Genomic DNA, 13,734 nt, shown 5'->3' on the forward strand with positions numbered 1-13,734 from the left:
GACGAGCCACACTCGTGGAGTACTCCGGTGCGCCCGCGCGCGACCGGTCTGCCGAAGCCGGTACGCGGCCGGATGTGCGGCGGCAAGAGGGGCGCTGCCCTAAGATGACCACCATGAGTTCCCAAGGGCGGCGCCGGATCGACGAGATCAGCGAGGAGAGCCGCCGCCGCATTCTGGACGCAGCCGAAGAGCTGTTCGCCGAGCGCGGGTTCGACCGCACGTCCTTCGTCGACATCTCCGAGCGCTCGGGCATCAGCCGCGGCTCCATCCCGTGGCACTTCAAGAACAAAGAAGGTCTCGTGATGGCCGTTGTCGAGCGCACGATCGACCGCGTGATGCCCCCGGAGCGCTACCAGTCCGTGCCGGCGTTCGCCGAGGTGTTCGACGACTCCACCGCATTGGTGCGCGGCGACAATTCGGCGCTGCTGTTCATGATCTTGGCCGAAGCCATCAGCGGCACGCGGGGTGTCCACGCCCAGTACCAGGAGTTCCTCGCCCGGCGGCGCGACGGCCTTGAGCTCTTGCTGCGCGCACGACGCCCCGAAAACGCGGATCCCGAGACCGCGTCGAAGCAGGAGCGCGCCTTCGCCGCAGCACTCAACGGAGCGCTCCTCGGGATCCACCTCCAGGCGCACATCGACCCCGACAGCTTCGAACTCGACGAGGCCCTGCAGTCGGTCGCGGCCCTGTTCGACAAGAACCTCGCCGACATCTGGTCCACCCCGCCGGCCTCCGCCGGATAGGTGAGTCTTCGCCGCGGAGGGTGGCGAGACACAGGCACGGCGCGAGGTCGGCCCCGCGCCGTGCGTCCGTGTCCGCGATGTGCTGTATCCCCGGTGGCTTGCCCGGACGGTCCGATCGAGCGCTTCCTGGTCAGAAAGCCCCGTCGGCGGCCGGAGCCGGTATGGATTCGAGGAGGCCCGCCATCCGCTTCTCCACATAGGGCCGCATCACGTCGTCGGTGTGGATCCACAGCGACCGGGCCTCCATGCCGGCGATGACCATCTCGCCGACGGAGTCGATGCTGGCGCCCCCCTTGAGGAACGCCTCGGCGTCCTTGAGGGCGCCGCCTCTCCCACCCAGGGAAACGCCTTCCTCCGCTGACCGGGTGTTGTGAATGATGTTGGTATCGACGGGGCCGGGACACAGCACGCTGACGTCGATGCCGTACTTGCTCACCGCCAACTGCAGCGACTCTGAGAGCCCGACCACCGCGAACTTGGCCGTCGCGTACAGCACGTTCGGGTCGGCCGCCAGACCGGCACCCGACGAGGTGTTCACGACGTACCCGCCCTCGCCACGCTCGATCATGCGAGGCAGCAGGGTCTGAAGCCCGTTGACCACCCCGGTGAGGTTGACGCCGAGAGCCAGGTCCCACTGTTCGTACCGCAGCTCCGACACCGGCGAGTGCGGCACGATGCCGGCGTTGTTGAACAACAGATTGACGTGACCCAGCTTCGACTCAACCTCGTCGGCGGCTGAGGCGAACGCCCCACGGTCCCGCACGTCCAGCCGAAAGGTCTCAACGGCCGTCACGCGCGACAGCTCATTTCCGCTGCGGGTCAACGCCGCCTCGTCGATGTCGGCCAACGCGAGACGCACACCGCGCTTGCCCAGCGCGCGCGCGATACCCAGGCCGATTCCCTGGCCACCTCCGGTGATGAAGGCGACCGACCCTTTCCATTCCCGCACAAGACCGCCGTTTCTCTATGGCCCCTCAGAGGGGTCGCCGTCGCGAAGCTACGTACCGATCATTTCTATGTTGGCTAACATAGGCAATGCTAGTACGATTTTACTATGCTGGCCAACATAGTACGCTGTGCGTCGCAGGGCCGTACACCAAAGGATGTGAGATGCGCAAGGACGAGCGCGGGTGGCCGGGAGGGCCCGGACTCCCGGGGATCTGGCCGTCCCGCGCCAGCCCAGACCTGTCGCGGGAACACCGTGACAACGACTCACCGCTAGCGACCACCCACCAACACCGGCCAGCGGCACGTGTCGCTCGGCACACGTTGGACACGGCCACGCAACGCCACCCCTCGCCTGGCAACGTCGTGAAAGGGCGCCGATGACCAACGAAGATCGCGCCGCGACCAGCGATCCTCGAGCCTCCGCGTCCGCCGTACCGGACAAGGACACAGTCCACGGTCAGCACGACCTCGGAGGCGAAGACGCTGCTCCGCGCGAAGCAGAGGTCGCACCCGACGCCGCACCCGAGCCAAAGATGACATTCAACGAGGTCATGTCCATCGGCGGGCGCATGACGCTCGGCGTGCTTTTCGGCCTCGCGTTGCTCGACAGCGTCGACAACGCGATGTTCACCATCTTCGCGCCCGAGATCCGAGAGTCGCTGGGCATCAGTTCGGCGGCGATCGCCGTCGTCGGAGCGCTCGCCGGTGTCATGGTCTCTCTTGGCGCGCTCCCACTCGGTTTGCTCGGAGACCGTCGCCGCCGCACCACCATCGCCGGCATCTGCACCCTCGCCTGGATCGTCGCAGCCGGACTCCTCGGCCTGGTCCAAAACCTCTGGCAGGTGGTCATGGCCCGCATCCTCGCGGGTATCGGCAAGGCCAACGAAGAGCCCATCCAGGTTTCGATCCTGACCGACGCCTACCCGCCCGCCGGTCGCGGCCGGGTGCTCGGCATTCACCGCAGCGCCCTACCCCTGGGCACCCTCGCCGGTCCCATCTTGGCCGCGATCTTCGCGGTAATCGTTCCCGACGGTCACGAGCCGTGGAGGTGGGCATTCGCCTTCCTCGCCCTGCCGGGCCTCATCCTCGGCTTGGCCACCCTGCGACTGCGCGAACCGGTCCGGGGACGCTTCGAGCAGGAGGCGGTGCTCGGGGGTGAACTGCCGCCGGACCCGAACTCTCGCCCCGTGCCGCTGCTGGCTGCGTTCGCGCGACTGAAGAAGATCCGCACCTTCTACTTCGTAATGGTCGCGCTCGGCGCGTTCGGTCTGTGCGTGACCACGATACCGATCTACCTGAGCCTCATCCTCGAAGACCATTTCGGGCAGGACATCGCAGCTCGCGGCATGCTCGGTGCCCTCAGCGCCGTCGGCGGACTGGCCGGCGCGGCACTCGGCGGCGTCTACAGCGACCGCTTGTTCCGACGCAGCCCCACAGCATCCCTGTATCTGGCCAGCGGAGCGCTTGCCACGGTCGGAATCGGTTTCGCTACCCAGGTCTACGCGCCCAACGTCGCCACATTCGTCGTCATCGGAACGCTCGTCCAGGCCGTGCTCTTCGCCGGTCTCGTCCCGTTGAGTCTCATCGTCGCCTCGGTGACTCCTCCCGAGTTCCGCGCAACGGCGTTCGCGCTGGTCAGCCTGTACCTGGCGCTCGTCGGCGGACTCGGCGGCGCACTAGTCACCGGCCTGGCCGAGCAGATGTGGGGTACTCAGGTCGCCATCGCCGTGGTCGCGCCGTCTGCCTCCATCGTGGCGGGCCTCGTCCTGGCCGGCGGCGCCCGGCACCTGCTCCGCGACATCGCACGGGCCGCCGCTGACGTGCTTGCGAAACGCAACGAGCGGCTCCGCCCCGCCCGAGGCGGCGAGGCGGAGCCGCTCTAGACGCGTTGTTCGGGGAGGTTGGTGACGCGGCTCATGGGGCCGGCGCCTGCTCTTGTGCGCGGCGGGCCTCCTGCTCGGCGCGAGCGGCTTCGGCCTACCGCCGGCGTTCCTGGCGGATATTCGCGGCGGTGTCCAGCGACTCGGCCACCGTGCGGCGGGGACGGCCGTCGCCGCGGGGATGCCGGGCTCGCCCCGGAAACGGCGCGGCGGCCCTAGCCGAACCCGCGCGCCGCGGCCTTGCGCGGCACGGAGCAGGAGCGCCCCGTTTCCCCGGACCAGCCCGCGTCACCCGAGATCGGGCATGTCCCTGAGCTGCCTGCGCGACGTGATGTCGAGTTTGCGGAAGATGCTGCGCAGGTGGGCGTCGACCGTGCGCGGGCTGAGGAACAGGCGCGCGGCGACCTCCTTCGTCGTCGCGCCCGCCGCCACCTGGCGCGCGATGTGCGTCTCCTGCATGGTCAGCCGGTCGTAGGTGTGCTCGGAGCGGCGGCGGGCCACTTCCCCGGTCGCGCGCAGCTCGTCCGCCGCCCGCTGGGCGAACGCCTCCATCCCGATCTCCGACAGCTGTTCATGGGCGGTACGCAGTTGCTCGCGCGCCTCGCGGCGGCGGCCCGCACGGCGCAGCCACCCCCCGTACCGCAGGTGCGCCCGCGCGAGGTCCGGCGCCAGCGGGCTGTCCGACAGGCGCTCGATGGACTCCCGGTAGTCGTCCTCCGCGCCGCGGACCAGAGCCCGCGCGCCCGCCGCGACGCCGAGGCCATAGGCGGTACCCGAGGGCGCCGTGCGCTCGACCAGGGACTCCAGCGCCGACTCCGCGACGGTGTTCTCGCCGCACCGCACCGCGGCCTCCACCAGTTCGGGCAGTGTGAAGCCGGCCAGGAAGAGGTCGCCGCGTGCCACGGCGCTCCTGGCCGCGTCCAGCGCGGCCGGGTAGTCGCCGAGGCCGTTGTACAGCACGGCCGCGGCCCCGTTGGTGTTGGCGGCCAGCTGACCGGTGCCCCGGCTCGTCGCCTCGGCGAACAGGTCGAGCGCCTCCTGGCGGCGGCCGCGCACCGCCGCCAGGTGCACTCTCGAATAGAGCTGCGGCACATCGCCGAGGGCGTCCGCGATCGCCTCCTCCTCGGCGATCGCGGCCATCGCCCGCCCGAAGTCACCGGTGAGTACCGCGGACATCGCCACCTGCGACAGGCCGAGCCGGATGGTGAGCGGTGATCCCGTGTCCCGCCCGGTCCGCACCAGCCACTCGATGACCGCCGTGTGCAGGTCGAGGTCCCACAGTTCGCCCGCGACCATCGTGGCCAACGCCGGCACCCGGGTCCATCCGGCGTCGTCGCCGGTGAGAACCCGGCGGAGCGCCGGCACACCGGCTTGGGGGCCCTCGGTGCTCAACAGCACCAGCGCGTCGAGGAGATCCGGCGGTCGCGACGCCGGTGGCGCCGAGCGGGCCGCGTCGAGCACCCGGTCCATCACCCCGGCGGCCTTGCCGACGACGAGGCCCATCTCCAGCGCCGCCACAAAGGACTCGCGCGACCGTTCGGGATCACTGGGGGCGAGCCGCTGCGCGGCCCGCAGGATGAGGTTCGGCCCGCTGGCGGCTCCGTCCGCGCCTCCGACGAACGCGATCTGCCCGCGCAGCAGGTCGACGGACGCGTGCTGGAGATCATCCAGCGTCGCGGTGTCGATGCTGGCCAGCAGGTCCGCCGCCGCGTCGGCCGTGCCCGCGTCGAGCGTGGCCCGCGCGGCCGCGAGCGTGCGCTCGGTCTGCTTACCGGGGTCGCGTGACAGCGCCGCCGCGCGTTCCAGGAAGGCGGCGGCCGCCGCCACACCCCCGCGCGCCTGCGCCCGCGACGCCGACGACTCCAGCTCCGCCGCGACCTGTTCGTCCGGCCCGGTGGTGGCCTGAGCGCGGTGCCAGGCCTGCCGGTCCGACGCCGCGGCCGGGTCGGTGGCATCGGCCAGTGCCCGATGCGCCGCGCGGCGCCGCTCCGGCTCGGCCGCACGGTATACGGCCGAGCGCGCCAGCGGGTGGCAGAACCGCGCGCGCGTGTCGAACCGCGCCAGCCCGGAGGCTTCGGCCTCGGCGCTCGCGGCGGGCACGTCGATGTCCGACCGCTGAGCCGCCGCCCACAGCAGCGCCGGGTCGCCGGTGGGATCGGCGCTCGCGAGGGTCAGCAGCAGCCGCGCGTCCAGCGGGAGTTCCGCCATCCTGGCCTGGAAGCTCCGCTCGATCCGGCCGGCGACCGGCGATGGTGTGGGCAGCACGAAGCCGCCGGCCTTCGGCAACTCGATCAGGGCCAGCGGGTTTCCGCGTGCCTCAGCGAGAACGCGGTCGCGCACCCGCTCATCGAGCGTCACGGCCTTCTCCTCGGCCAGCAGGACGCGCGCATGCGTGTCGTTCAGGCCGTTGACCGCCAGCCCGGGCAGCTCGGCCAGCCCAGGGGCGGTGCCTTGGTCACGGGCCGCGAACACCATCGCGATCGGCTCCGCCGCGATGCGCCTCGCCAGGAACGTCAACGCCTTCGTCGAGGCGGCGTCCATCCAGTGCGCGTCGTCCACGACGCACAGCAGTGGACGCTCCGCCGCGGCGGCGGCCAGCAGTTCGAGTGCGGCGAGGCCGACGCGGAACGGGTTCGGCGCGCCGTCGGCCAGCCCGAACGCGACCAGGAGGGAGTCGCGGTAGGGAGCCGACACCGAGTCGAGGTGCCCCAGCACCGGGACGCACAGCTGGTGCAGTGTCGCGAACGGCAACTCACCCTCGAACTCCGTCCCGGACGCGCGGATGGTCTGGAACTTCTCCGGCGTCGCGTGCTCCACGTGGTCCAGCAGTGCGCTCTTGCCGATGCCCGCCTCGCCGCGGAGGACGAGCACGCCGCCCTCGCCTTTTTCCGCGGTCCCGATGAGGGCAAGGAGGCGCTCGATCTCGTCGTGCCTTCCGATGAGCGAGCGGGGGTGCCTCGTGAGCATAGGGCCAACTCTATGTGGAACGGCACGAACGGAGCGAACGGAGCGAACGACGCACCGTGGCACCGCGGCGCAAAGCCGAGCCCTCGGCCTGGGAAGTCCTTGCCGGCGGGCGGACCGCGGACAGCGTCTCGGGCCGCGGCGGCGCACACCTTTGGCCGGGGCGGTCGGTGGCGCCATCGGCGGAGTAGGTGATTGTCACCGACGCGAACGCGGGCGGGGCCGCGCGACCGTAATGGCATGACGGAAGAAGCCCACGGCACGGCGGCTCACCGCCTCGCCCGCGGCACGGTTCCGGGCTCGCCCCACCCCCAGGCGCGGCCCTCGCCACCGTCGGAACGCGGAAATAGCCACCCCCTGACGAAAGACGAACCGATGAGAAACGAAACCGCCCTCACCGGGGCGCCCATCCGGCTGCGGGCACCACGCGGTGTGGCGATGGCCGGCTTGGCATCCGCCATGTTCCTGGTCATTCTCGACTCCGCGATGGTGAACCTCGCCGGACCGGCGATCCGCGAGGGCCTGGGGCTCACCGCCTCCGAACTCACCATCGTCGTGGACAGCTACCTGGTGGCACTGGCCGGTCTGCTGCTGCTCGGCGGCCGCCTCGCCGACGTGCTCGGGGGCCGGCGGATCTTCCTGGTCGGAATGGCCGTCTTCCTGGCGGCATCGGTCCTGTGCGCGATGGCCACCGACAGCGCGCCGCTGATCGCCGGGCGAATCGGGCAGGGAATCGGGTCCGCGCTGGTGATGCCGGCCGCGCTCTCGCTCGTGCTCGCCCTCTACTCGTCTCGCGCGGAACGCACCCGTGCGATGGGCATCTGGGGCGCCGTCGCCGGTGGCGGCAGTGTCGTCGGTGTCTTCCTCGGCGGAACGCTGACCGAGATGCTGGGCTGGCAGGCCGTGTTCCTGGCCCCGGTGCCGTTCGGCGTCGTCGGTGCGGCCGTCGTGTGGTGGTCGGTGCCCTCGATCCCGGGGTGCCCCGGCCGGTTCGACGCGCTCGGCGCCGCCACCATCACCATCGGGATCTCCGCCCTCGCGCTGGGCATGGTCTCCGCCGCCGACGCCGGATGGGGCGCGCCCAGCACCATCGCCGGCCTGGTGGCCGGCACCGCCGCCCTGGCCGCGTTCGTGGTCGTCGAGCGGCGCGCCGCACACCCCCTCGTCCCGCTGGGCGTCTTCACCCGCGGGCCGGTGGTCACGGCGAACGCGGTAATGCTGCTGGTCGGCGGCACGCTGACGAGCCTGTTCTACTTCCTGCCCCTGTACCAGCAGGACGTACTCGGGATGGGGCCGCTGGCGACCGGAATGGCGCAACTCCCCCTCGCCGGCATGATCATCGTGGGCAGCGTCGCCGCGCCACCGCTGGCCAAGCGCCTCGGGCTGGCCCGTGCGCAGCCGATCTCCTTGGCCGTGCTGCTCGCTGGCCTGCTGTGGTTGGTGGTGGATCCCACGACCAGCGGATTCTCGGCCAGTCTGCTGGGCGCGTTCCTGCTGATCGGTGGCGGCCTGGGGCTTGCCGCCGTCAACGCCACCGCGATGGCGGTGCGCGACAGCACCGAAGGTGAATCAGGTCTGATCAGCGGACTGATCAACGCCGCGCAGCAGCTGGGCGGCGCGGTCGGGCTCGCCGCCCTCGCCGGGATCGCCATCGGCGCCGCGGGGACACACGCGGGCGCGGACATCTCGTTCACCACCGCGTTCCTCGGCGCGGCCGCGCTCATCTGCATCGCCATCGCCCTGTCGCTCGTCCCTACCTCCCATACACGGCCGACCCCCGACCTCACGGGAGCGCGCTGACCCCGGAACCGACCCCGCCGAGGAACACGCCTCGGCGACACCAAGGAAGGAACACCCAACGATGAACGCCCCCACTGTGCTCGTGACCGGCGCGACCGGAACCATCGGGTCAACCCTGGTCCCCGCCCTGCAAGCCCGCGGCGCCGGCGTCCGCGCCATGATCCGCAACCCCGACCGCCCCGTTCCCGGCGTCGAGAACGTCGTCGCCGACCTGCAGAACCCGGAGTCGGTCACCGCCGCGCTGAAAGGCGTCGACGCGGCCTTCCTCAACAGCCCTTCGGCAGAGGACGCCGCCGCGCTGCAGACCCGATTCGCCGGGCTGGCCCGCGACGCCGGCGTGCACCGGCTCGTGGTGCTCTCGCAGTACGCGGCACGCCCCGACTCACCGGTGCGGTTCCTGCGCTGGCACGCCGAAGTCGAAGCACACGTGCGGCAGCTAGGCCTCGACCACACCGTGCTGCGCCCCAACCTCTACATGCAGGCGCTGCTCGCCTTCGCCGGCACCATCGCCCAGGGCTGGTTCGCCGCGCCCGCCGGCGGTGCCGCCGTCAGCGCCATCGACACCAGGGACATCGCGGAGGCCGCCGCCGCGGTGCTGACCAGCTCGGGGCACACCGGCCGCACCTACACACTGACCGGGCCCCGGGCCGTGACCCACGACCAGATCGCCCAGGCGCTGTCCACCGCCACCGGCCGCGACATCACATTCCAGGACGCACCCGCCGACCAGTTCGCCGCCGCGCTGGACGGCATGCTCCCGCCGTGGCAGCTCGCCGGTCTCGTCGAGGACTACGCCCACTACGCCCGCGGGGAGGCCGCCGAAGTGCACACGTCGGTCGCCGACCTCACCGGGCACCCCGCACGCGACATCACCGACTTCGCCAACGACTACGCCGCCGCGTTCATCCCGGCGTGACGACCCGCGCGACCACCGGTCGATGGCAGCGGCCTGGTCGCCGGGCCTTCCCCGCCCGCCGCCGGTCGCCGGGGCAAGCACATTACCCATGGAAAGGAAAAGCGTTGATCTATCACTGCACCCGGTTCAAGGTTAAGCCCGAGGTCTCGGAAGAGGACATCGCGGCCGCTTTGGCGAGCATGCGTGAGCAAGGCGCGGCCAACCCGAACATCGAGTTTTCGGTGGTCGGTCCGGATTTCGGTGGGGAGTTCCAGTACGGCGCCGTTTCCGGGATCAAGGACATAGAGGCTTACGCGGCGATGATGAACGACCCGGCTCATCTCGAGCGGGACCGGACCGGGTTACCGATGGTGGAGAAGTTCGCGTCGTTCGATATCACCGACGATCCCGACCTCGAGATCGGGGCGAAGATCGCTGAGGTGCACCGGCGCCGGTTCGAAGAGCAGCCCGATATCGCCGGGTTGGTGGCCGGTATCGAGTACACCGGCAGTGCCGCGCCCGGCAAGGACAACACCTAGCGAACCGCGGCGAACGGCACGTGCGCCAGCGCCTGTGTCAACAGTGGAGTCTGACCCCCAGAGGCAGGGTGCGGGGCTCACCCCTGAGCCCCGCACCCGGAAGGAGACCGGCGTGGAGCGCGTGTATCGAGGGTTCTGCGATCCCCACCGGCGGCACTCGGCCAACGGCCAGCTCAGCCCGGACGAGTATGAACGTCGTCACAACCCGCGGGATCGCCAAGACCCGGCACAGGTGTCTCAAGCCGCCTAAACCCAAGCGCGAAGACGTCAACCGAACCGAAGCAACTTCAGAGGAGCCCACCCAGCAGCCAGTTGGGCACTACCTCCAAGCCTGGCCCCGCAAGCCGAGTCAAGTTGACTTCTGGTCCCAGGACGCGGCCTCCTGTCGAACGGCTTCCTCGTCGAACTTGTTGTACTCCTCGGCGAGTGAGTAGTCGAAGAGTCCGGACTCCTCAACGTTCACCTCCTCGGAGATGATGCCGACGTCGGCGAAGAAGTCGAGTGTCTGCTGGAGCTCCTTGTCGTCCTGGACACCGAACGTGCCGTCGTCTCCCCGCCCGCCGGTGACGTCCAAGCGCTGGTTCAGGATGCGCACGGACTGTTCCATCGCCTCGTCGTCATCCATCTCGGCCGAACGCGACTGCGGAAACTCCTCCCAGTGCATGGAGATGGCCGCTTCCGGGTTCTCCTCGGCGAACACCGTGGATTTGAAGAACGCCCTGGACAGGCCGATGACGTGCTCGGCCTCGTTCTCGACCGCGCTGGCCCGCACAATCAACGCGGAGGTCCCGGAGATGTCGTTGATCGGGGATGGGATTTCCCGTAGCTCGGTGCCGAGAAGGTCACCGATGACGACGTTGGGACCATCGTAGCCGGAGTATGCGTCGATATCACCGTTCTCGAACGCCTCGGCGGCCTGGGCTCCGTAGCCCACCGGCAGGTACTCCACATCCGCATCGGCGTCGAGACCGGCCGCGTCGACGAGCCCCTCGGCGTTCATGGCGCTGACCGTGGAGAGGGACGAGGCCCCGATGGTGGCGCCGGCCAGGTCCTCTGGCTCGTGGATCTCGCTGTCCTCGGGCACGACGACGCGGAAGATGTTGCCGTTGGTCAGGCCCACGACCGCGAGGTCGTCATCCTCCAGGGCGGAGGACTGTAAGTTAATTGGTGTAACTCTACGGGGGTAGGAGTTCACCATGGGTGACAATGGGCAGGTTTGGAAGGATACTGGCAGGTCGGACGAGGATCTGGTCAATGAGCTGATGGCCAAGGCCAAAGCCGAGGGCGTGGACATGGTCGGCGAGAACGGGCTGCTGAGCCGGCTGACCAAGACCACCCTGGAGAACGTGCTCGAAGCCGAGATGGACGAGCACCTGGGCTATGCCAAGCACGAGCGCAGCGACCAGGGCGGCGCCAACGCCCGCAACGGCGCCCGCGCCAAGACCGTGACCACCGAGGCCGGCCCGGTCGAGCTGGAGGTGCCTCGGGATCGGGATGCCTCCTTCGACCCGCAGATCGTCAAGAAGCGCCAGCGGCGCCTGTCCGGCGTCAACGGCATCGTGCTCTCCCTGAGCGCCAAAGGCCTCACCCACGGCGAGATCTGTGCCCACCTGGGTGAGGTCTACGGCGCCGAGGTCTCCAAGCAGACCGTCTCGGCCATCACCGATGCGGCCATGGAGCGCATGGCCGAGTGGCAGAACCGGCCGCTGGATCCGGCTCTCTTGCCGTATCGGGTCGCTACCGCCCGGTTCTGCTTGAGCAGGTTGACGGCCCCCTCTACGGTGTTGCGTCCGCGGTAGGCCTGGCGGTCGAAGGCCGGTGGCCTTCCTCCGGCTGAGCCGCGGCGTTTGCGGTTGGCCTGCTGGTCGGCGGGTTGGGCGATCGTGGCGGTGATCTTGCGCTGGGACAGCTGGGCGCGGATCGCGGCCGAGGAGTAGGCCCTGTCGCCCAGCAGGCGAGCGGGGCGGGTGCGCGGCCGGCCGATGGTGCGCGGAACCGCAGCGCGCCCATGAGGGGGGCGAACATCGGGGCGTCGCCGCGCTGTCCGGGGCTGGTGAGCACGGCCAGTGGGCGGCGGTGTTGGTCGGCCAGCAGGCGGATTGTGGTGGTCAGCCCGCCGCGGGAGCGTCCCAGCGCTTCGTATCCGTCCGTTTCGTGCCGGGCTGTGGCCCCTTTTTAGCGGCTGTCGCCGTCATGCCGGTTCCCTCTCGGGCTTGCCGAACTTGGCGCCTACGCCCACGGGACCGGTGCGGACGGGGCGTGCGCCCGGCTGGTCGAACGCATCCGCACGTGGGGGCGCGGGCGCCGCCACGGCCGGCGTCGTGCCACCGCTGCCGGGCGCTCTTCGGGGCGGTACCCGGCGTTGCGGGGGCGGCGTGCGGGTATCGCATCCCGAGGGGGATCCACTGCTGGCACGAAGAGCATCCGGAGGCCGCCCATGGACACCCAGCACAGCACCACGGTTCCGTCGCAACCGAGCCCGGCGACCGCACCCGACCGGCGGCCCTTCCTGGACGCGGGCGAGCGGCTGACCCGCGTGGGACTGGAGGCGTTGCAGCTGGAACGGCTCCGATGGACGCTGCACCACGCCTACGACAACGTGCCGTTCTACCGGCGCACCTTCGACGCGGCCGGGGTGCGCCCCGACGACTGCCGCACCCTGGCTGACCTGTCCCGGTTCCCCTGCACCACCAAGGACGACCTGCGCGAGAACTATCCCTTCGACATGGTGGCCGTCCCCATGGACCGGGTGAGCCGGGTGCACGCCTCCAGCGGCACCACGGGGCTGCCCACCGTCGTCGGCTACACCGCCGACGACCTCGACGTCTGGTCCGACCTGGTGGCCCGCTCCATCCGGGCCGCCGGCGGGCGCCCCGGCGACCGGGTGCACGTCGCCTACGGCTACGGCCTGTTCACCGGTGGGCTGGGTGCCCACTACGGTGCCGAGCGCCTAGGCTGCACCGTCATCCCCGTCTCCGGTGGCATGACGGCGCGGCAGGTGCGGCTCATCCGAGACCTCCGCCCCGACGTCATCATGGTCACCCCCTCCTACATGCTGACCCTGCTGGAGGAGTTCGAACGCCAGGGCCTCGACCCGCGCGCCACGTCGCTGCGCGTCGGCATCTTCGGCGCCGAACCCTGGAGCGAGGAGATGCGCCGCGAGATCGAGGAGGGCTTCGGTATCGACGCCGTGGACATCTACGGCCTGTCGGAGGTGTTGGGCCCGGGGGTGGCAAGTGAGTGCGTCGAGACAAAGGACGGCGACCACATCTGGGAGGACCACTTCTACCCGGAGGTCGTCGACCCGCTGACCAGTGAGGCTCTCGCCGACGGCGAGACCGGGGAGCTGGTCTTCACATCCCTGACCAAGCAGGCCCTGCCCGTCATCCGTTACCGCACCCGCGACCTGACCCGGCTGCTGCCGGGAACAGCGCGCACCATGCGCCGGATGGAGAAGGTCACCGGCCGAAGCGACGACATGATCATCCTGCGAGGTGTCAACGTCTTTCCCACTCAGATCGAGGAGATCGTGTTGCGTGTGCCCGGCATGTCCCCGCACTTCCAGCTGCATCTGACCCGCGAGGGCCGCATGGACCACCTGACGGTGCGCGTCGAGTCCCGGCCGGACTGTCCGGGCGAGCGCAGGGACGCCGCGGCCCGCGAGATCGTCGGCGCGGTCAAGGACGGCGTGGGGGTCAGTGTCGAGGTGGAGGTGGTCGACCCGGAGACCCTGGAGCGTTCCGTGGGCAAACTCCGCCGGACCGTCGACCACCGCGGCGGGTGACGCCGGCAACGCCCGCAACGCCGACCTGAGCATCGAAACGGCCGCGAGCACACCGTCACAGTGCGGGTAGAGGGAGCCTGCTCGCCCCCGGCGTGTGGCCGAACTACGGCAAAGGCTGCACCGCATCGACGAGTTGGAAGCCACCTCCGACGGAGTGACATACACTTCCATATAAACAAAT

Annotated in this window: 10 protein-coding genes; 7 read left to right on the forward strand and 3 right to left on the reverse strand. The window is 70.2% G+C overall.

Translation table 11 applies throughout. The annotated features are described in order from the left end of the window. Window positions 1–113 precede the first annotated feature (113 nt). A complete protein-coding gene (locus tag F4561_RS06815; protein WP_184575869.1) occupies window positions 114–743 on the forward strand; it encodes a TetR/AcrR family transcriptional regulator in 630 nt (209 codons plus the stop codon). Between the two features lie 130 nt (window positions 744–873). On the opposite strand, the gene F4561_RS06820 is transcribed toward F4561_RS06815, so the two are convergent. Beyond that, window positions 874–1,692 (reverse strand): SDR family oxidoreductase, encoded by an 819-nt coding sequence (locus F4561_RS06820; RefSeq protein WP_184575872.1) that lies wholly within the window; start codon window positions 1,690–1,692, stop codon window positions 874–876. Between the two features lie 376 nt (window positions 1,693–2,068). Between F4561_RS06820 and F4561_RS06825 the strand changes: the two genes are divergently transcribed. Continuing rightward, complete coding sequence (locus F4561_RS06825; RefSeq protein ID WP_184575874.1) at window positions 2,069–3,574, forward strand: MFS transporter; 1,506 nt, start codon at window positions 2,069–2,071, stop codon at window positions 3,572–3,574. A 285-nt stretch (window positions 3,575–3,859) separates the two neighbouring features. Here the strand turns inward: F4561_RS06825 and F4561_RS06830 are convergent, their stop codons facing one another. Further along, window positions 3,860–6,538, reverse strand: a complete 2,679-nt coding sequence (locus F4561_RS06830) for an AAA family ATPase (protein ID WP_184575876.1) — start codon at window positions 6,536–6,538, stop codon at window positions 3,860–3,862. Window positions 6,539–6,910: 372 nt separating this feature from the next. Here F4561_RS06830 and F4561_RS06835 point away from each other — a divergent pair, with 372 nt between their 5' ends. The 3 genes from F4561_RS06835 to F4561_RS06845 all read left to right on the forward strand — a co-directional run bounded on the left by F4561_RS06835 (window position 6,911) and on the right by F4561_RS06845 (window position 9,769). After that, window positions 6,911–8,335 carry an MFS transporter gene (locus F4561_RS06835; RefSeq protein WP_221445389.1) on the forward strand — a complete coding sequence of 475 codons (1,425 nt, stop codon included), beginning with the start codon at window positions 6,911–6,913 and terminating at the stop codon, window positions 8,333–8,335. 61 nt (window positions 8,336–8,396) lie between these two features. Then, entirely contained in the window at window positions 8,397–9,251 is an 855-nt protein-coding gene (locus tag F4561_RS06840) for an SDR family oxidoreductase (RefSeq protein ID WP_184575878.1), read from the forward strand. Next, on the forward strand, window positions 9,248–9,769 hold the full coding sequence (locus F4561_RS06845; protein ID WP_312885173.1) for a Dabb family protein: 522 nt from the start codon (window positions 9,248–9,250) through the stop codon (window positions 9,767–9,769). The genes F4561_RS06840 and F4561_RS06845 overlap by 4 nt, the downstream gene beginning before the upstream one ends. 349 nt (window positions 9,770–10,118) lie before the next feature. Here F4561_RS06845 and F4561_RS06850 read toward each other — a convergent pair whose 3' ends face one another. Next, window positions 10,119–10,967, reverse strand: a complete 849-nt coding sequence (locus tag F4561_RS06850; protein ID WP_184575880.1) for an ABC transporter substrate-binding protein — start codon at window positions 10,965–10,967, stop codon at window positions 10,119–10,121. A gap of 64 nt (window positions 10,968–11,031) precedes the next feature. Here F4561_RS06850 and F4561_RS06855 point away from each other — a divergent pair, with 64 nt between their 5' ends. Continuing rightward, on the forward strand, window positions 11,032–11,568 hold the full coding sequence (locus F4561_RS06855) for a transposase (RefSeq protein ID WP_446684982.1): 537 nt from the start codon (window positions 11,032–11,034) through the stop codon (window positions 11,566–11,568). 638 nt (window positions 11,569–12,206) lie between these two features. Further along, window positions 12,207–13,553 carry a phenylacetate--CoA ligase PaaK gene (paaK, locus tag F4561_RS06865; protein ID WP_184575884.1) on the forward strand — a complete coding sequence of 449 codons (1,347 nt, stop codon included), beginning with the start codon at window positions 12,207–12,209 and terminating at the stop codon, window positions 13,551–13,553. The last annotated feature ends 181 nt before the right edge of the window (window positions 13,554–13,734 follow it).

It is taken from the genome of Lipingzhangella halophila (assembly GCF_014203805.1).
Lineage (GTDB): Bacteria > Actinomycetota > Actinomycetes > Streptosporangiales > Streptosporangiaceae > Lipingzhangella > Lipingzhangella halophila.

Excerpts from the sequence above, each read along its gene's own strand:
- F4561_RS06850 (WP_184575880.1), bottom strand. The coding sequence starts at position 10,967 with ATGGTGAACTCCTACCCCCGTAGAGTTACACCAATTAACTTACAGTCC.
- F4561_RS06855 (WP_446684982.1), top strand. The coding sequence starts at position 11,032 with ATGGCCAAGGCCAAAGCCGAGGGCGTGGACATGGTCGGCGAGAACGGG.
- F4561_RS06815 (WP_184575869.1), top strand. The coding sequence starts at position 114 with ATGAGTTCCCAAGGGCGGCGCCGGATCGACGAGATCAGCGAGGAGAGC.
- F4561_RS06825 (WP_184575874.1), top strand. The coding sequence starts at position 2,069 with ATGACCAACGAAGATCGCGCCGCGACCAGCGATCCTCGAGCCTCCGCG.
- F4561_RS06840 (WP_184575878.1), top strand. The coding sequence starts at position 8,397 with ATGAACGCCCCCACTGTGCTCGTGACCGGCGCGACCGGAACCATCGGG.
- paaK (WP_184575884.1), top strand. The coding sequence starts at position 12,207 with ATGGACACCCAGCACAGCACCACGGTTCCGTCGCAACCGAGCCCGGCG.
- F4561_RS06835 (WP_221445389.1), top strand. The coding sequence starts at position 6,911 with ATGAGAAACGAAACCGCCCTCACCGGGGCGCCCATCCGGCTGCGGGCA.
- F4561_RS06830 (WP_184575876.1), bottom strand. The coding sequence starts at position 6,538 with ATGCTCACGAGGCACCCCCGCTCGCTCATCGGAAGGCACGACGAGATC.